Source organism: Variovorax paradoxus (assembly GCA_016806145.1).
GTDB lineage: Bacteria > Pseudomonadota > Gammaproteobacteria > Burkholderiales > Burkholderiaceae_C > Variovorax.
This window is the reverse complement of the sequence record CP063166.1, coordinates 2,599,119-2,616,627: the sequence shown is the minus strand read 5'-3', so window position 1 is coordinate 2,616,627 and position 17,509 is coordinate 2,599,119. Positions and strand designations below refer to the sequence as shown.

Here is a 17,509-nt window from a genome sequence, read left to right as displayed (position 1 = left end):
CGCGCTTCTTCGTGAGTTGAATGCCGTGCATTCTGCGCTTGCAAAAGCGCCAGTTCCATTCAATTCGGGGCCGGCCGATCATTCGGCCACTTCACACCACGAGGCCCGCCATGAACGCACTGACACGCCGCCGCTTCACGCAGGCCGCGCTCGCCCTTCCAGCGGCCGGCTGGCTGCCGCGCGCCTTCGCGCAGTCGCAGGGCAGCCCGGGCAAGCTGCTGGTCGGCTACCCGGCCGGTGGCACGCTCGACACCACGGCGCGGCAGCTCGCCGAGGCCTGGCGCAAGCAGGGCCGGTACTACCTCGTCGACAACCGCGCGGGCGCGGCGGGCCGCATCGCGAGCGGTCAGCTCAAGCGCGAGAAGCCCGACGCAAGCGTGCTGCTGTGCACGCAGGCCTCGGCGCTCACGATCTATCCGCATGTCTACAGCAAGCTGGCCTACGACCCGGCCACCGACTTCGTGCCGGTCTCGCCGCTGGTGATCGCGACCTGCGCGCTGGCGGTGAGCGCAGCGGTGCCGGCCTCGGTGAAGACACTGCAGGACTACGTGGCGTGGGTGCGCGCCACGCCCACGGGTGCCAGCTACGCCTCGCCGGCCGCGGGATCGGTGGCGCACTTCCTCGGCTGGCAGCTGTCGGAGGCCGGCGGGCTCAAGCTGCAGCACGTGGGCTACCGCGGCTCGGCACCCGCGATGCAGGACCTGCTGGGCGGCCAGATCCCGGCCTACCTCGGCTTCGTGGCCGACTTCCTGCCCTATCTGCAGTCGGGCAAGCTGCGCATCCTCGCCGTGAGCGGCGAGCAGCGTTCGCGCTTCATGCCGGCCGTGCCCACCTTCGCCGAACAGGGCTTCGCTCGGATCCGCGGTGCCGAGAACTACGGCGTGTTCGCGCCGCCCGGCACGCCCGAGGCCGGCGTGCGCGCGCTGCACGAGGCGATGGTCGTGGCCAGCAAGGACCCCGGCCTGCGCGCGGCCTTCGACCAGGTCGGGCTCGAAGTCCACACGCAGGCGCCCGACGACTACGCACGCCAGATCCGGCGCGAGCGCGAAGCCTGGGGGCCCGTGGTGCGGGCCTCGGGCTTCCGCTCGGACGAATGAAACTTTCAACCCCACGAGCAAAGACATGAGCACGACACACACCGACCGCGAGGAACTGATCGAGCGAAGCCTCCCCTTCCTCGAGGAGATCAAGGACATGACCACGGGCACCGAGGTCGAGCAGTGGCTCAACCGCACCCATGGCCCCGACAGCGCGCTCTACCGGTCGCTCGCGCGGCTCGTGAGGCAAGGCGTGCGCGACGGCTGGGCCGCCAACGTCGAGCTCGATGGACCGATCTACCGCCGCAGCCGCATCGCCGAGCCCTCGGAGCGCACCTTGGGCTTCAGCATCACGGCCGTCTACATGGACAGCACCGGCAACACGCAGGGCAACCCCGGCCACGCCTACCGCGGGCAGTACCACGCCCATCCCTACGGCGAGTTCAACATGGTGGTGCCGCTCGACGAAGGCGCCGCGCTCAACGGACCCAACGGCTGGTGCGAGGCCGGCTGGACCGCGCCCGCGCCGGGCAGCCACCACTACCCCGAGGCGCGCGGCGGCGCGGTGATCGCATTGTTCTTCCTGCCGGCGGGGCGCATCGCCTACCACCCGGCGCCACGGGACTGAGCGATGGAGCGGGCCGACGCTCCCACCGACAGCGCACGCCATGTCGACGCGGTGCTGCGCGCGCGCCGCTCGGTGCGCGCCTATGCGCCGCGGCCGTTGCCGCAGGCGCTGGTGCGCGAGATCCTGCAGGTGGCGGCCACGGCGCCGAGCAATTCGAACACCCAGCCCTGGCGCGTGCACGTGCTCGCCGGCGCGCCGCTGAAGGCGCTCGGCGATGCGCTCGATGCGGCCTTCGTGGCGGGCGACTTCGAGGCGCCTTCGCACTTTCCCGATCCGCTGCCCGGCCCCTTCTGCGAGCACCAGTCGGCCTTCGCGGCGTGCTACTACGGCGCGCTGGGCATCGACCGCGCGGACGCCGCGGCCCGCGCGCGGCAGACGCGGCGCAACTACGGCTTCTTCGGCGCGCCGGTCGGTCTGATCTTCGGCATCGACGCGCGGCTCGCGCGCCACAGCTGGCTCGACCTCGGCCTGTTCGTGCAGAACGTGATGATCGCGGCCCAGGCGCGCGGCATCGACACCTGCCCGCAAGTCTCGTTCGCGCCCTTCCATGCGCTGATCGCCGCGCGGCTGGGCATGCCTCCCGAGGAGGTCACGGCCTGCGGCATGTCGATGGGCTGGGGCGACCCGTCGGCCGAGGTCAACCGGATGGCGATGCCGCGGCGGGCGGTCGACGACTTCGCGTGCTTCGACGGCTTCGGCGAATCCACGACCAGTTGAGACAAGCCGCGCCGGGCGCCGCTGGCCACAATGAAGCCCCACCCGTGGAGGCCGCATCGATGGCACAGGCGCATGCAGCATGACGAACAGAAGGCGCTGATCCGGCGCGCGCTGGCATTGATCGCCAGCGGCGGCAGCGAGCGCGGCGAACCCTCGCTGAGTCCGGTGTCGCGCTACCTCGACCCCGAGCGCCATGCGCGCGAGGTCGAGCGCATCTTCCGCCGCCATCCGCTGGCGCTGTGCCCCTCGGCCGCGCTCGCGCGGCCCGGCGACACGCTGGCCATCGACGCGGCCGGCATGCCGCTGCTGCTGGTGCGCACGCGCGAGAGCGAGCTGCGCGGCTTCGTCAACGCCTGCCGCCATCGCGGCGCGCGGCTGCGGCCGGCCGGCGCGTCGAACCAGCGCGTGCTCGTGTGCCCGTACCACAGCTGGACCTACGGTCTCGACGGCAGCCTGCGCGGGCGGCCCGGCGAGGCCGACTTTCCGCATGCGCCGGCCAAGGACTGCCAGCTCGCGCGCGTGCCCGTGGCCGAGGCGCTGGGTTTCGTCTGGGCGATTCCGCGCGTGGCGAGCAGCGAGGACGATGAGCGCATCGACATGGAAGGCTGGCTCGGCCGCTTCGGCGCCGACCTGCGCCACTGGGGCTATGACCGCTGGGTGCCCTTCGACCAGCGCGAGTTCGCGAACGCCGCCAACTGGAAGATCCCGTTCGAGGCCAACCTCGAGACCTACCACTTCCAGTACGCGCACCGCGACAGCATCGCGCAGATGTTCCACGACAACCTGCTGATCGCCGACCACGAGGGCGCGCACCAGCGCCTCTTCCTGCCCAAGCGCGGCATCGAGCAGCTGCGCGAAGTGCCCGAGGACCAGTGGCAGCTCGGGCCGCATTCGAACGTCATCTACTACTTCTTTCCGGCCACCTTCATCCTGCACGAGGGCGACCATGCGAACGCCTTCACCGTGCTGCCCGAGGCACCCGAGCGATCGCGCGTGATCGCGACCATGCTGATCCCCGAGCCGCCCGCGAACGAGAAGGCGCAGCGGCACTGGCGCCGCAACCTCGACTCGTACTGGGGCGCGCTGGCCGAGGACTTCGCGCTCGGCGTGTCGGTGCAGTCCACGCTCGCGAGCGGCGCGCAGGCGTCGCTCTACCTCGGCGCGACCGAATGCTGCTCGGCGAAATTCCACGCGGACGTGGAAGCGGCGCTCTCCTGAGACAACCCCTCGGCCATCGTCACGGCACGGGCCGGCTTGACATGCAGGTATTTGCCTGCATATCATCCGCTCACGCACGAACGACGACGAATGGACGCTGACAAGGTTTTCAAGGCACTGGGCGACCCGACCCGCAGGAAGCTGCTCGATCTGCTGCACGACCACAACGGGCAGACGCTCGGCGAGCTCTGCGAGCACCTGGACATGGCGCGGCAATCGGTCACGCAGCACATCGGGCTGCTCGAGGCGGCCAACCTGGTGACCACGGTCTGGCGCGGCCGCGAGAAGCTGCACTTCATCAACCCGGTGCCGCTGCACGAGGTCTACGAGCGTTGGGTGCGCAAGTTCGAACGTCAGCGGCTCACGCTGCTGCACGACCTCAAGAAGGAACTCGAAGGAGAGTGACGATGAAGCCAGAGAAGATCAGCTATGTCTACGTGACCTACATCCGCTCGACGCCCGAGAAGGTGTTCGAGGCCATCACCCGGCCCGAGATCGCGCGGCGCTACTGGGGCCACGAGAACGTCTCCGACTGGAAACCCGGCTCGCCGTGGCAGCACGTGCGCGCCAGCGACGAGCGCACGGTCGAGCTGGTGGGTCAGGTGGTCGAGATCGCGCCGCCGACGCGGCTGGTCATCACCTGGGCCGGCGCCTCGCAGGCGGCCGATCCCCAGGCCTACAGCCGTGTGGCCTTCGACATCGTGCCGTACGAGGACATGGTGCGGCTCACCGTCACGCACGACGAGCTCGAGGCCGGCAGCGGCATGGCCAAGGGCATCCAGCAGGGCTGGCCGATCGTGCTGTCGAGCCTCAAGTCGCTGCTCGAGACCGGCGAGGGCATCGACGTCTTCGCGAAGCCCAAGGCGGCCTGAGGCCGCGCACCCGGAGAAACGCCATGACCCAGCCCTACACCGGCGGTTGCGCCTGCGGCGCGATCCGCTACAGCACGCCGCATGCGCCGATCTTCCAGAACCATTGCCAGTGCAGCGACTGCCGGCGGCGCAGCGGCACCGGGCATGGCTCGTACCTGACCTTTCCGGCGCGCGCCGAGATGACGATCACCGGCGCGGCCAGCGAATGGGCGATCGCGGCCGACAGCGGCCAGCAGAAGCGCCATGCCTTCTGCCCGGTCTGCGGCACGCCGCTGTTTGTGCGCTTCTCGGGCATGCCCGAGCTGATCGCGGTGCATGCGGGCAGCCTCGACGAACCCGAACGCTTCGCGCCGCAGGTGCTCACGTACCGCGTGCGCGGGCTGGCGTGGGATGGTCTCGATCCCGCGCTGCAGGCCTTCGAGCGGATGCCGACGGCCTAGCCGAATCAGGCCAGCGCGTCGGGCACGCCCGGCACCGCGGGCTTCACGCTGGCCTCGACGGGCGGAATCGGAATCATCGTGTCCCCTGCTTCCGCGGCCGCGACCGCCGAAGCCACCGATCCCGCGGCCTCGGCCAGCGCGGCCTGCGCGGTCGGGTTCGGCGTGGGCTCGCCGATCTTGCGCAGCGTGTTGCGGTCGGTGTGGGCGAAAGGCTCGGGCTTGCCGCGCACGTCGAGCAGCGTGGTCTGCTCGTACGACCAGCTGCCGTCGTCGTGCAGCGTCACGTCGATGGTGTAGCGCAGGGTCTTGAACGCGTGCTCGAGGAAGGGGTTGGCGAGGATGCCGTTGGTGTCGCCGCCGCGCACGGCCTCGAGGCGGAAGCTGCGCGCATCGGGCGCGGCCTGGCCGGTGGCCATGGCCGTGAGGCCGCGCGGGATCGACAGCGTCTGGACCAGCGCGCCGGTGGCGGGCTCCCAGAGCCAGTAGCCGACCTGGTCATGGAAGGTCTCGACGTCGTCGGGCTTCACGATGCGCAGGTGGTAGCGCAGGCCGTAGAAGATCTGCGGGCCGTTGGTCTGCGCGTCGATCGGCTGGAACTCGGCATGCTCGATGAAGGCCTCGGCCTCGGGGCCGTCCTCCTTCGGGCTCACGTCGTGGCCCATGGTGCCCATCCAGATGCCGGCCAGGCCGGTCAGCGGTCCGAGGTTGGCGAGCGTGTGCGGATCGGGCTCGGGTTCGGTGTAGATGTCCTGCGGAAAATCGGCCATGGGGCACTCCTCTTGTTCGTTGTTCGTGATGCAGTGGGAAACGGATCGGGGGCCGCCATCACTGGTCGAGCCGGATGCCGACCTTGGCGATGATCGCGCCCCACTTGCGGCCTTCGCTGTCGATGAAGGCCCTGAATTCCTCGGGCGAACCGCCGCCCACGGCCAGCCCCTGGTTGGCGAGCAGCTCGCGCACGGCGGGATCGCGCAGCACGGCGTTGACGTCGGCATTGATGCGGCGCACCACTTCGCCCGGCGTGCCGGCGGGCGCGAACAGGCCGTTCCAGGCCAGCGACTCGAAGCCCGGGTAGCCCGACTCGGCGACCGTCGGCAGCTCCTTCATGAGCTCGAAGCGCTGCGCGCTGGTGATCGCGATCAGCTTCACGCGCTTGGCCTGGATCAGCGGCAGCAGCGCGGGCGCCACGGTGAACAGCGCCTGCGTGTCGCCCGAGGCCAGCGAGAGCCCGGCCGGCGGCGAGCCCGCGTAGGGCACGTGCACCGCCTCGATGTGCGTGACGCTGCGCAGCAGCTCCATCGTGAGGTGCGAGGAACTGCCCGCGCCCACCGAGGCATAGCTGAAGCGGTCGCGCTGCCCCTTCACCCAGGCGATGAACTCGGGCAGCGTGTTCGCCGGGTTGCTCGCCTGCACCGCGAGCACGTTGGGCTGCGAGGTGGTCAGCACGATCGGCAGCAGGTCACGCGCCGGCGCGTACGGCATGCGCGCATACATGTAGGGGCCGAAGGCGATCGGGCCGTTGAAGCCGATGCCCAGCACATGGCCGTCGGGCGGCGCCTTCGCCACCGCGTCCATGCCGATGAGCCCGCCGGCGCCGGCCTTGGTCTCGACCACCACCGGCTGCTTCCACACGGTGCGCAGGCGGTCGGCCAGGGTGCGCGCGATCAGGTCGAGCGAGCTGCCGGCGGGCGCGGGCACGACGATGCGCACGGGCTTCACGGGCCAGTCCTGGGCCTGGGCGCCCAGCGACAGCGTGCAGGCGCACAGCAGTGCGGCGATGCGGTGGAGAAAACGGGCCATGGTCATGTCGATGGACGATCGCGTTGTACGTCGCACACTCCGCATGAAAGGAAGGATGACGCCGAATACGGGAGCGGACTTCCGGACGCAAAGGACGCGAAGGTTGCGCGAAGGACGCGAAAGGAAGGCAAGAAAAATTTTGAATTTCTCTTTCGCGCCCTTTGCGAAACCTTCGCGTCCTCTGCGTCCGGCTGTTGGTATTTCATCTCAGCGCGCGGGCGACGCCGCATGGAAGCGCTCGCGCGCCTGCCCCAGCAGCTCGACGCAGCGCGCATCGAACTCCGGCGTGTAGCGCACGTCGGGCACCACGATGTTGAAGGCCGCGGGCGCGGCCGGGTCGCCCGAATCGATGGCGATGGCGATGCCCACCACGCCCGGCGTGTGCTCGCCGCGCGAATAGGCGATGCCGCTTTCGCCGACCTCCTCGAGCTGGCGCTTGAGCACCGCGAGCGTGGTGGCGGTGGCGGGCGTCTGGGCCTGCAGCCGCACGTTCTTGAGGTAGGCCTGGCGCCGCGCCGCTGGCATGGCCGCGAGGATCGCCTTGCCGGCCGAGGTCGAGTAGAGCGGGAAGCTGTCGCCCACCGCCATGCGGTAGGACAGCGGCGCGCGCGACTCGGCCACGCAGGCGCGCTCGACCTCGTCGCCGCGCAGCACCGAGAACGAGGTCGCCTCGCCCGCGGTGCGCGCGAGCCAGTCGACGATGGGCCGGGCCTGCGCCATCAGCCGTTCGCGCAGGCCGCTGCCGCGCACCAGCTCGAACACGGCCGGGCCCAGCGAATAGGTGCTCTGCGCGCCGTCGAAGCCGAGGAACTCGCGCGCCACCAGGTTGCGCAGCAGGTGCGTGAGGCTGCTCTTGGGGATGCCGAGCGCGATGCCGATCTCGTGGTGGGTCAGCGCCCCGCCCTGGCGCGCGAGGAGCTGGAGGATGTCGAGCACCCGGTCCGCCGACTTCACGGCGGCCGATTCGGGGGGCTTGCTGTCTGCTGCGTCCATGGGTGCCTGTGCTGTGAGGTGCGCCGATTCTAGGAAGCGCGCGGCCCGCGTCCCATCGTTCGGCGCGCCGGTGTTTGACAGCCGCGGTTTGCTTGTTTATATTCTGGAACAGTTCATATACATGAACCAACATCGATTCCAGACCACCCCGCGTTCAAGCATCGAAACACCTCGCCGTCTTATGCAGCGCCTCTATTTCCACGAAATCCTCGACCCCGTCCGTCAGCCCGGCGCCCACACCCGCTATCTCGAGACCCTGGGCCGCCTGGTGCGCACCGAGGGCAATGCCCGCGGCTCGGCCAGCAACGGCTGCATGGCGGCCTGGGTGCCGGTGTTCCTCACGGGCCGCTGGCCCGAGATCGTGACCTTCTGGGAAATGCAGGGCGGCTGGGAGGGCTTCGGGCGCCACTTCGACGCCACGCCCGACCTGTTCCACGAACCGCTCGAGCGCTTCTACGGCGAGCGCACGGGCGGCTTCGACCGCGTGCTGGTGGCGGCCGACTACAGCATCGACCGCGCGCGGCTGCTGGCCGAGGGCGTGCGCGCGCCGGTGGTGCTGCAGCAGACCATCGGCCTCGAGGCCGGCGGCGCAAGCGACTACCTCGCGCGGCTCGGCGAGGCCGCCGTGCGCATCGAGGGCCCGGGCGCGCCGCGCCTGTTCGGCGCCTACGAGACCGCGCTGCGCAACGGCAGCGAGGCGCTGGTGCTGTGGGCCTTCGACGACTTCGCCGCGCTCGCTGCCTTGCAGGCGCGGCCCGAGGCGGTGCCCGGCTGGGCCGACTGGGCGCGCGCCGCGCGGCAGCACGAACGCACGCACACCGGCCTGGTGCTGCGGCCGGCCGACTGGTCGCCGCTGCGCTGAATCCCCTTTTTCTTTTTTCATGACCTTCGAACCTGGAGACAACGCAATGGAACGCAGACGATTCCTCGAAAGCAGCGGCGCGCTCGGCGCCGCGGCGGCAGCCACGGTCGCCTCGGCGGCCGCGACCGCCCTGCCCGGCTGCAGCAGCGCCGCGCCGGCAGCGCGCCCCTCGGGCAAGACCTTCGTGCTGGTGCACGGTGCCTGGCATGGCGCCTGGTCGTGGGAGCGGCTGACCCCGCTGCTGCGCGCCCGGGGCCACGAGGTGCGCGTGCTCACGCTCGCGGGTGTCGGCGAACGCATCGGCGAGATCTCGACCGCGATCGACCTCGAGACCCACATCGCCGACGTGACCGGCTTCATCCGCAGCCAGGACCTGCGCCAGGTGGTGCTGGTGGGCCACAGCTATGGCGGCTACCCGATCACCGGCGCGCTCGACCGGCTCGCCGCCGAGCGCCGCATCGACACGGTGGTGTACCTCGACGCCTTCGCGCCGCACGACGGCGAACGCATGCTCGACTACCTCGACGCCACCGGCAAGGCCGAGCTGCAGGCCGCGCACCGCGCGGGCAATCCGCGCTGGCCCAAGCTGCCGGCCAAGGCCTTCGGTCTCGGCAATCCGGCCGACATCGCCTGGGTCGACGCGCGCCTGACCGACCACCCGAACGGCACCTACCTGCAGCCGATCTCGCTGCGCGCCGCGCCCGGCACGGCCGCGCGCAAGCGGCTCTACATCGCGGCCTCGGCGCCCGCCATGCCGGTGTTCGATGCGCACAAGGCGCGGGTACGCAACGACCCGGCCTGGACCTTCGTCGAGGTGCAGGGCGGCCACGACGCGATGGTCGACCACGCCGACACGATCGCGCGGCTGCTCGATGCGCATGCCTGATTCATCCCACCTCCTCTTGCTCCCATGAAGCTCATCCTCCAACCCGCCGCGGCGATCGCCTGCCTGGCGCTGGCCGGCGCCGCGCACGCGCAGCCCGCGCCCATGCCCACGCTGCTCGAGGCCGCCACCGCGATCCGCGAGCACACCACCACCAGCTGCGAACTGGTCGAGCGCTCGCTGCGCGCGGCCGACCTGCACCAGGACCTGCACGCCTTCATCACCATCGACCGCATTGGCGCGCGCCGCGCCTGCGCCGAGGCCGACCGCGCCGTGGCGCAGGGCCGCAAGCTCGGGCGGCTGCACGGCGTGCCGGTCGCGATCAAGGACAACATCCTCGTCAAGGGCCTGCCCTTCACCGGCGGCACGCGCGCGCTGCAGGGCTACGTGGCGACGCAGGACGCGCCGGCCGTGGGGCGGCTGCGCGCCGAGGGCGCGATCGTGATCGGCAAGCTCAACCTGCACGAGCTGGCCTTCGGCGCCACCGGCAACAACTTCGCCTATGGCGCGGTGGGCAATGCCTACGACCCGAGCCGCTTCGCGGGCGGCTCCAGCGGCGGCTCGGGCGCGGCCGTGGGCGCGCGCATCGTGCCGGCCGCGCTCGGCACCGACACCGGCGGCTCGGTGCGCATCCCGGCCGCGCTCAACGGCATCGTGGGGCTGCGACCGACCGCGGGCCGCTATTCGGGCGAAGGCGTGCTGCCGGTCTCGACCGCGCGCGACACCATCGGCCCGCTGGCGCGCAGCGTGGCCGACCTGGCGCTGCTCGACGAGATCCTTTCGGGCAGCCGCGGCGAGGTGCAACCGAAGCCACCCGCCGGCCTGCGCCTGGGCGTGGCGCGCGCGGCCTTCTACGACAACGCCGACGAGGCCACGCGCCGCGCCTTCGATGCCGCGCTCGACAAGCTCAAGGGCGCGGGCGCGCAGGTCGTCGAGATCGAGATCCCCCAGTTGCGCGAGGTCGCGGCCAAGGTCGCGCCGGTCACCGACTACGAGGCGCGCGTGGGCATCGCCGCCTTTCTCGCGAAGTACAAGACCGGCGTGAGCCTCGACCGGCTGGTGGCCGACATCGCGAGCCCCGACGTGGCGGCGGGTTTTCGCAACCGCATCGTGTCGGCCAGCGCGCCGACGCGCGAGGCCTACGAGACCGCGCTCAAGGTCGAGCGGCCGAAGCTGCAGGCGCTGCTGCGCGGCGCGTTCGAGAGCAACCGGCTCGACGCCCTGCTCTATCCCGTGACGCTGGCGCCGGCGCTGCCGATCCGCGGCACCGAGATGAGCGTGACGATCAATGGCCGCACCACCAGCACGCTGGCCGCCTACATCGCCAACACCGGCCCCACCAGCACGGCCGTGCTGCCGGGCGTGACGGTGCCGATCGCGCTGTCCGACGAAGGCCTGCCGATCGGCCTGGCCATCGACGGCCTGTGGAACAGCGACCGCGCGCTGCTCGCGATCGCGATGGGCATGGAAACGATCTTCCCGGCGCTGCCGGCTCCCAAGCAATGAAAGAAGGCATGACGCACAGACAAGACATCCCCGGCGAGAACCGCTTCGACGTGATCGTGATCGGCGGCGGCAGCGCCGGCGTGGCGGCCGCGATCTCGGCCGCGCGCGGCGGCGCGCGCACCCTGCTGGTCGAATCGGCGCCGATGATCGGCGGCGAGCTGATCAGCGGCATCTCGATGCTCGGCTGCCTCTCGACGCGCGGCGACTGGATCGTGGGCGGCGTGGTCACCGAGCTGCTCGACCGGCTCAAGCCGCTGGGCGGCTACATCGGCCCGGTGTTCGATTACCGCGCGCTGCACCTGGTGTGTTTCGACACCGAGCTCATGAAGATCGCCGTGATGCAGGCCGTGGCCGAGGCCGGCGTGCACCTGCGCGTGCAGGCCTTCTTCTGCGGCATCGAGACCGGTGGCGACGACACCCGCGTGCGGCTGATGCACAAGGGCGGCGAGGCCTGGTACGCGGCGCGCGTGGTGATCGACTGCTCGGGCGACGGCGACGTGGCCGTGGCCGCGGGCGCACCGAGCGAGAAAGGCGCGCCCGGCACCGGCGCGCTGCAGCCGCCGAGCCTGGTCTACCGCGTGTGCGGCGTCGAGACCGAGCCGCTGCTGCGCTTCGTGCGCGACAACCCCGCGCACTTCGGCCTCGGCGACTACCCGGGCCTGGGCATGGATGCGCGCCAGTGCGCCGAGGCGCTGTACGCCCAGGGCCAGCCCAAGGTGCTGCTGCGCGGCACGCAGGGCCTGCTCAAGGAGGCGATCGATGCCGGCGAGATGTACCCGACCTCGGTGCTCGCGATCGTGCCGACCTCGACCGCGCGCAAGGAGGTCAGCATCAACTCGACCCAGCTCGCGGGCGTGGACGGCACGCGCGCGGCCTCGCTGAGCGAGGCGCTGCCACGGTTGATGGCGCAGGTGTCGCAGGGCCTGGCCTTCCTGCGCCGGCGCGTGCCGGGCTTCGAGCAGGCCGCGCTGGCGGCGGTGGCGCCGAAGATCGGCGTGCGCGAGACGCGGCGCATCCTCGGCGAGCACGTGCTCGACGAGGCCGACATCATGCAGGGCCGCAAGCGCGCCGACGGCATCGCCAAGGGCGGCCACGAGCTCGACATCCTCGCGGTCGACGGCCACCGGCACGAGACCATCGCCGAGGGCGGCTCCTACGACATCCCCTACGAATGCCTGGTGCCGCGCGGCCAGCGCCGGCTGCTGGTGGCGGGGCGCTGCATCTCGAGCACGCGCGAGGCGCAGAGCTCGGTGCGCGTGATGGGCACCTGCATGGCGATGGGCCAGGCGGCCGGCACCGCGGCGGCGCTGTGCGCGCTCGACGACGGCTGGAGCGGCGACGTGCGCGACGTGGACCGCGCACGCCTGCGCCGCACGCTGATCGCCGACGGCGCCGTGCTCGAGGGGACGCTGTAGTGGGCCGCACGCTGTCGCTCGCGCACCTGAGCTTGATCGACGCCACGCCACCCGAGCTGGTGCGCGCGGCCGGCGAGGCGGGCTTCCGCTCGGTCGGCCTGCGCCTGCATCCGGCCCGGCCGGGCGAGGCGCCGCATCCGATGCACGAGGGCTCGCCGATGCTGGCCGAGACGCGCTCGCTGATGAGCGCGCTGGACGTGAAGGTGCACGACGTCGAGGTGGTACGGCTGTCGGCCGGCTTCGAGGCGCGGCGCTTCGAGCCGATGCTGTCGGTGGCGGCGTCGCTGGGCGCGCGCTGGCTGGTGGTGAACGGCGACGACGACGATCACGCGCGCGCCGCCGCCCACCTCGCGGCGCTCGGCGAGATCGCGGGCGCGCATGGCCTCTCGCTCGGGCTCGAGTTCATGGTCTACACGGCCGTGCCCACGCTCGATGCCGCGCTGCGGCTGGTGCGCGAGACCGGGCGATCGAACGTGCATGTGCTGGTCGACACGCTGCACTTCTTTCGCAGCGGCGCGGCGGCCGATCGCATCGCGCGCACGCCGGGAATCGCGCGCGGCTGGGCGCAGTTCAACGATGCGCCCGCGCGGCGCCATCCGGCACTGTCGCTCGGCGAGGAAGCGCGCGCGCACCGCCTGCTGCCGGGCGAAGGCGCGCTGCCGCTGGCCGAGGTGCTCGATGCAGTGGCGCCCGACGCCGTGCTGTCGATCGAGGCACCCTCGGCCGTGCGCCGCCATCACCTCGGCATGGCAAGGCGCGCCGAACTGGCGTACACCACGGCCAGGCGCTGGCTCGACGCCGCCGCACGACCGCAGCAGGAACACGCTCATGCCCTCCACTGACACGAACGCATCTCTTCAACCCGCCCTGTGGCTAGACGGCCGCACCGCGGTGCTCGGCATCCTCGGCGACCCGGTCGCCCAGGTGAAGGCACCCGCGCCGCTCACGGCCCGGCTGCAGCAGCAGGGCCTCAATGCCGTGCTGGTGCCGATGCATGTGCGCCCCGACGACGTGGGGGCCCTGCTGCCCGCACTGCTCACGCTGCACAACCTCGCGGGCTTCATCGTCACCGTGCCGCACAAGCAGCGCGTGGCGGACCTGATCGGCGATGGCCTGCTGCCCGGCGCCCGGCGCGCCAACGCCGCCAACGTGGTGCGCCGCACCGCCCAGGGCGGCTGGCAGGGCGAACTGCTCGATGGCACCGGCTTCGTGGCGGGACTGCGCGCCGCGGGCTTCGATCCGCGCGGACGCGCGGCCTGCATCGCAGGCGCGGGCGGCGCGGCCTCGGCCATTGCCTTCGCGCTCGCCGATGCCGGCGCGCGCTCGGTGCGTGTCTGCGACCTCGACGCGGCGAAGGCCGAGGCACTCGCGCGGCAATTGCAACGGAATGGCATCGAAGCCGGCATCTGGAACGGCCGCGAGCCCGGCGAGGCCGAACTGCTGGTGAACGCCACGCCCGTCGGCATGCGCGCGGACGAACCGCTGCCCGTGCCCGCCAGCGCGCTGCGCGCCGGCCTCTGGGTGGCCGAGGTCATCATGGCGCCGGCCGTCACGCCGCTGTTGCAACTGGCGCGCGAGCGCGGCTGCATCGCGCACGAAGGCCGCCACATGATGGAGCGGCAGCTCGGGTTGATGGCCGACTTCTTCGAACCCCCGATCCTCGCGATCGCGCCCGAGCGGCTGGAGGTGGCGGCATGACGCGCGCCTTCATCGACGGCTTCGAGCCGCGCCTCGTCGACGTGGGCGAGGCGAGGATCTTCGCGGAGATCGGCGGCTCGGGCCCGCCCCTGCTGCTGCTCCACGGCTACCCGCAGACGCATGCGGCCTGGCACCGCGTGGCGCCGGCGCTCGCGCGCCATTACACGGTGGTGGCGGCCGACCTGCGCGGCTATGGCGACAGCCTCGGCCCGCCCGGCGATCCGCTGCACGCGGCGCACAGCAAGCGCGCGGTGGCGGCCGACCAGGCGGCGCTGATGCGCGCGCTGGGCTTCGAGCGCTTCGCGGTGATCGGCCACGACCGCGGGGCGCGCGTGGCGCACCGGCTGTGCCTCGACCATCCGGACCGCGTCGCGGCCTTCGGCTCGATCACCGTGATTCCCACGGTCGAGATGTGGGCGCGCGCGAACAAGGACTTCGGACTCAAGAGCTGGCACTGGTTCATGCTGGCCCAGCCCTTCGACCTGCCCGAGCGCCTGCTCGCGGCCGACCCGGCCTTCTTCCTCGACTGGACGCTGCGCAACATGGTGCGGCGCTTCGACGCGGTGACGCCCGAGGCCCATGCCGAGTACCTGCGCGCCTTCTCGCGCGAGAGCGTGCGCCACGCGATGATCGAGGACTACCGCGCCGCCGCGTCGATCGACCTCGAGCACGACGAACACGGCCGTGCCGCCGGCGAGCGCGTGCGCTGCCCGGTGCATGTGCTGTGGGAGCGCGGGCGCTTCCCGGCCGAACGCACGCCGGTCCACATCTGGCGCGACGCGGCGGCCGAAGGCACGCCCGTGGGTGGCGGCGAGATCGACTGCGGCCACCTGATGATGGAAGAGGCCCCCGAGGCGGTGCTCGCCGAACTGCTGCCCTTCCTGCGCGCGCACTGGCCTTCGCCAAGCGCCGCGCATCCGAGCCACATCCCCTGAACACGAACCCGAGGGCGCATCGCACGCCCTCTTGCTGGAGACATGCCATGACTTTCCGCCACCGCCCTTCCTCGCCGCGCCGCGCGCTGCTGCTCGCCGCCGGCCTCGCGCTGACCGCGCCCCTGCAGGCCGTCGCGCAGGGCGCCTATCCCTCGAAGCCGATCCACCTCGTGGTGGGCTTCCCGCCCGGCGGGCCGGCCGACCTCGCGGCGCGCATCGTCGGCGAGAAGCTCGCGCAGGACCTGCGCCAGCCGGTGCTGGTCGAGAACCGGCCCGGCGCCTCGCAGAACATCGCGGCCGATTACGTGGCCAAGAGCACGGCCGACGGCTACACGCTGCTGATGGGCAGCACCGCGGTGGTGGTGAACCACTTCCTCTACAAGGACATGCGCTTCGACGTGTTCAACGACCTGGTGCCCGTGGGCACGGCCGCGCGCACGCCGCTGATGGTGGTGGCCAATCCGCGCTTCGCCGCGAAGAACATGAAGGAGCTGGTGGCCGCCGCCAAGGCCGCGCCCGGCAAGATCAACTACGGCTCGGGCGTGCGCGCGAGCACCACCCACCTGGCGGTGGAGGCCTTCAAGGCGCAGGCCGGCATCGAGGTCTCGAACATTCCCTACCAGGGCGCGGGCCCGATGCTCACCGACCTGATGGGCGGCCAGGTCAGCTTCGCCTTCGACACCATGGTGACCTCGATGCCGCTGGTGAAGGCCGGCCGATTGCATGCGCTGGCGGTCACCAGCGCCACGCGCTCGCCGATCGCGCCCGAGCTGCCGACCGTGGCCGAGTCGGGCTACCCGGGCTTCGAGGCCATCGGCTGGTTCGGCATCCTCGCGCCCAAGGGCACGCCGCAGCCTGTCGTGCAGCGGCTCAATGCCTCGCTGCAGAAGGTGCTGGCCGCGCCCGACGTGGCCCAGCGCCTGGCCGGCGCGGGCGGCGACGTGATGCCGGGCACGCCCGAGGACTTCGCGCGGCTGATGCGCAGCGAATCGGAGAAATGGGGCAGTGTCATCAAGCGCGTGGGCATCACGCTCGACTGAACGGCGACTTCAGAGCGCTGCGATCGCGGCCTGCCGCGCGCGGTCTATCTCCGCATGGTTGGCCTCGGCCCAGCGGTCGACCGCGATCAGCGTGCGGCTCAGCGACAGCCCCAGCGGGCTCAGCCGGTACTCGACGTGCGGCGGCACGGTCTGGTGGTCCTCGCGCAGCACCAGGCCGTTGATCTCGAGATCGCGCAGGGTCTGCGTGAGCATCTTCTGCGAGATGCCGCCGACCCGGCGCAGCAGTTCGTTGTTGCGCAGCGGCTCGTCGCGCAACAGCGGAATGATCAGCAGCGCCCACTTGTTGGCGACGAGCTCGAGCACGCGGCGCGAAGGGCAGCCGGCGCTCCAGACGTCGGCGGGCGCGGGCTCTGCCACGGCGGCGGGTTTCTTCGATGCGGGCATGGCGATTCCCATGGTTACCAGAAGGTGCGTACTTGTGGCTTGGTGCCTGGGGCGGAATTATCCGTCTCCACATCAACCCTGCACACAACGGAGGAACGGATCATGGGATGGTTGTTACTGCTGGCGGCCGGCGTGGTCGAGATCGCGATGGCCGCGGCGCTCAAGCGCTCGGAGGACTGGACCCGGCTCTGGCCCTCGGTCGTCGGCGTGGCAAGCGCGCTGCTGAGCATCTTCCTGCTCGCCAGGTCGCTGCGCTATCTGCCGTTGGGCCCGGCCTATGCGGTGTGGACCGGCATCGGCTCGGTCGGCGTGGTGCTGATGGGCGTGCTCGCCTTCGGCGAGACGCTGTCGGGTCCGCGCATGGCCTGCATCGCGCTGGTGGTGGCGGGCACCGTCGGCCTGCGCACGCTGGAGGGCTGAGCGGCATGGCTTCGACGATCCTCCACATCCAGGCCTCGCCCTCGGGCGCGCGCTCGCGCTCGATCGACACGGCGCAACATTTCCTGCAGCGGCTGCGCGAGCACGACCCCGCGGCCGAGATCCGCACCCTCGACGTCTGGGCGCTCGACCTGCCGCCCTTCGACGCCACCATGATCGACGCCAAGTTCGCGGTGCTGCGCGCGCAAACCGCCACCGACGAGCAGCAGCGGCACTGGCAGCGCGCCGTGCGCCTCGCCCAGGAGTTCAACGCGGCCGACAAGTACGTGTTCAGCCTGCCGATGTGGAACTTCGGCCTGCCCTACCGGCTGAAGCACTACATCGACGCCGTGACCCTGCCGGGCGAGAACTGGCGCTGGTCGGCGCAGGAGGGCTACACCGGCCTGCTGCACGGCAAGCGCGCGGCGCTGGTCTATTCGAGCGCGAGCGACTACCCGGTGGGCCTGCCCTCGCATGCGCGCGATTTCCAGAAGCCGTACATGCGCACCTGGCTCGAGTTCCTCGGCATCGTCGACGTGGTGGAACTGGCCGTGGCACCGACGCTGGCACCGCCCGAGGCGGTGGCCGCGAACCTCGCGCGCGCCAGGGCGCGGGCCGACGAACTCGCGCGCGACTTCTAACT

At 71.4% G+C, this 17,509-nt stretch carries 21 protein-coding genes; 17 read left to right on the top strand and 4 right to left on the bottom strand.

Annotation, left to right across the window (positions count from 1 at the left end; translation table 11 throughout):
• Positions 1–110 precede the first annotated feature (110 nt).
• The 7 genes from INQ48_12035 (at position 111) to INQ48_12005 (ending at position 4,912) form a co-directional block, all read left to right on the top strand.
• Positions 111–1,097: a hypothetical protein gene (locus tag INQ48_12035; GenBank protein QRF59896.1), complete on the top strand. Its 987-nt coding sequence runs from the start codon at positions 111–113 to the stop codon at positions 1,095–1,097.
• A gap of 25 nt (positions 1,098–1,122) precedes the next feature.
• Entirely contained in the window at positions 1,123–1,665 is a 543-nt protein-coding gene (locus tag INQ48_12030) for a DUF4863 family protein (GenBank protein QRF59895.1), read from the top strand.
• A gap of 3 nt (positions 1,666–1,668) precedes the next feature.
• Positions 1,669–2,382 (top strand): nitroreductase, encoded by a 714-nt coding sequence (locus INQ48_12025; GenBank protein QRF59894.1) that lies wholly within the window; start codon positions 1,669–1,671, stop codon positions 2,380–2,382.
• A 72-nt stretch (positions 2,383–2,454) separates the two neighbouring features.
• The gene (locus tag INQ48_12020) at positions 2,455–3,600 is read left to right on the top strand and encodes an aromatic ring-hydroxylating dioxygenase subunit alpha (GenBank protein ID QRF59893.1); all 1,146 of its coding nucleotides are present in this window, start codon (positions 2,455–2,457) and stop codon (positions 3,598–3,600) included.
• 90 nt (positions 3,601–3,690) lie between these two features.
• Positions 3,691–4,005: a helix-turn-helix transcriptional regulator gene (locus INQ48_12015; protein ID QRF59892.1), complete on the top strand. Its 315-nt coding sequence runs from the start codon at positions 3,691–3,693 to the stop codon at positions 4,003–4,005.
• A gap of 2 nt (positions 4,006–4,007) precedes the next feature.
• The gene (locus tag INQ48_12010) at positions 4,008–4,472 is read left to right on the top strand and encodes an SRPBCC family protein (protein QRF59891.1); all 465 of its coding nucleotides are present in this window, start codon (positions 4,008–4,010) and stop codon (positions 4,470–4,472) included.
• Positions 4,473–4,495: 23 nt separating this feature from the next.
• Positions 4,496–4,912, top strand: a complete 417-nt coding sequence (locus INQ48_12005) for a GFA family protein (protein QRF59890.1) — start codon at positions 4,496–4,498, stop codon at positions 4,910–4,912.
• Between the two features lie 5 nt (positions 4,913–4,917).
• Here the strand turns inward: INQ48_12005 and INQ48_12000 are convergent, their stop codons facing one another.
• The 3 genes from INQ48_12000 to INQ48_11990 all read right to left on the bottom strand — a co-directional run bounded on the left by INQ48_12000 (position 4,918) and on the right by INQ48_11990 (position 7,705).
• Positions 4,918–5,679, bottom strand: coding sequence for an FABP family protein (locus INQ48_12000; GenBank protein QRF59889.1), 762 nt, complete (start codon positions 5,677–5,679; stop codon positions 4,918–4,920).
• Positions 5,680–5,737: 58 nt separating this feature from the next.
• The gene (locus tag INQ48_11995; protein QRF59888.1) at positions 5,738–6,712 is read right to left on the bottom strand and encodes a tripartite tricarboxylate transporter substrate binding protein; all 975 of its coding nucleotides are present in this window, start codon (positions 6,710–6,712) and stop codon (positions 5,738–5,740) included.
• A gap of 207 nt (positions 6,713–6,919) precedes the next feature.
• Positions 6,920–7,705, bottom strand: coding sequence for an IclR family transcriptional regulator (locus INQ48_11990; GenBank protein QRF59887.1), 786 nt, complete (start codon positions 7,703–7,705; stop codon positions 6,920–6,922).
• A 181-nt stretch (positions 7,706–7,886) separates the two neighbouring features.
• Between INQ48_11990 and INQ48_11985 the strand changes: the two genes are divergently transcribed.
• From INQ48_11985 to INQ48_11950, 8 genes are read left to right on the top strand one after another with little or no spacing between them, the layout of a single operon-like run.
• Entirely contained in the window at positions 7,887–8,567 is a 681-nt protein-coding gene (locus INQ48_11985; protein ID QRF59886.1) for an NIPSNAP family protein, read from the top strand.
• Between the two features lie 46 nt (positions 8,568–8,613).
• Positions 8,614–9,453 (top strand): alpha/beta hydrolase, encoded by an 840-nt coding sequence (locus tag INQ48_11980; protein QRF59885.1) that lies wholly within the window; start codon positions 8,614–8,616, stop codon positions 9,451–9,453.
• A gap of 24 nt (positions 9,454–9,477) precedes the next feature.
• Positions 9,478–10,956, top strand: a complete 1,479-nt coding sequence (locus INQ48_11975) for an indole acetimide hydrolase (protein ID QRF59884.1) — start codon at positions 9,478–9,480, stop codon at positions 10,954–10,956.
• Positions 10,957–10,964: 8 nt separating this feature from the next.
• A complete protein-coding gene (locus INQ48_11970; protein QRF59883.1) occupies positions 10,965–12,371 on the top strand; it encodes an FAD-dependent oxidoreductase in 1,407 nt (468 codons plus the stop codon).
• Positions 12,371–13,213, top strand: a complete 843-nt coding sequence (locus INQ48_11965) for a sugar phosphate isomerase/epimerase (protein ID QRF59882.1) — start codon at positions 12,371–12,373, stop codon at positions 13,211–13,213. The genes INQ48_11970 and INQ48_11965 overlap by 1 nt, the downstream gene beginning before the upstream one ends.
• Positions 13,200–14,069 carry a shikimate dehydrogenase gene (locus INQ48_11960; protein QRF59881.1) on the top strand — a complete coding sequence of 290 codons (870 nt, stop codon included), beginning with the start codon at positions 13,200–13,202 and terminating at the stop codon, positions 14,067–14,069. The genes INQ48_11965 and INQ48_11960 overlap by 14 nt, the downstream gene beginning before the upstream one ends.
• Positions 14,066–15,004 (top strand): alpha/beta hydrolase, encoded by a 939-nt coding sequence (locus INQ48_11955; GenBank protein ID QRF59880.1) that lies wholly within the window; start codon positions 14,066–14,068, stop codon positions 15,002–15,004. Before INQ48_11960 ends, INQ48_11955 begins: the two co-directional genes overlap by 4 nt.
• A gap of 47 nt (positions 15,005–15,051) precedes the next feature.
• The gene (locus INQ48_11950) at positions 15,052–16,044 is read left to right on the top strand and encodes a tripartite tricarboxylate transporter substrate binding protein (protein ID QRF59879.1); all 993 of its coding nucleotides are present in this window, start codon (positions 15,052–15,054) and stop codon (positions 16,042–16,044) included.
• 9 nt (positions 16,045–16,053) lie between these two features.
• On the opposite strand, the gene INQ48_11945 is transcribed toward INQ48_11950, so the two are convergent.
• Complete coding sequence (locus tag INQ48_11945) at positions 16,054–16,449, bottom strand: helix-turn-helix transcriptional regulator (protein QRF59878.1); 396 nt, start codon at positions 16,447–16,449, stop codon at positions 16,054–16,056.
• 102 nt (positions 16,450–16,551) lie between these two features.
• Here INQ48_11945 and INQ48_11940 point away from each other — a divergent pair, with 102 nt between their 5' ends.
• Together INQ48_11940 and INQ48_11935 are read left to right on the top strand one after the other, a co-directional pair.
• Positions 16,552–16,869 (top strand): multidrug efflux SMR transporter, encoded by a 318-nt coding sequence (locus INQ48_11940; protein ID QRF59877.1) that lies wholly within the window; start codon positions 16,552–16,554, stop codon positions 16,867–16,869.
• A gap of 5 nt (positions 16,870–16,874) precedes the next feature.
• Complete coding sequence (locus INQ48_11935) at positions 16,875–17,507, top strand: NAD(P)H-dependent oxidoreductase (protein QRF59876.1); 633 nt, start codon at positions 16,875–16,877, stop codon at positions 17,505–17,507.
• Positions 17,508–17,509: the final 2 nt, after the last annotated feature.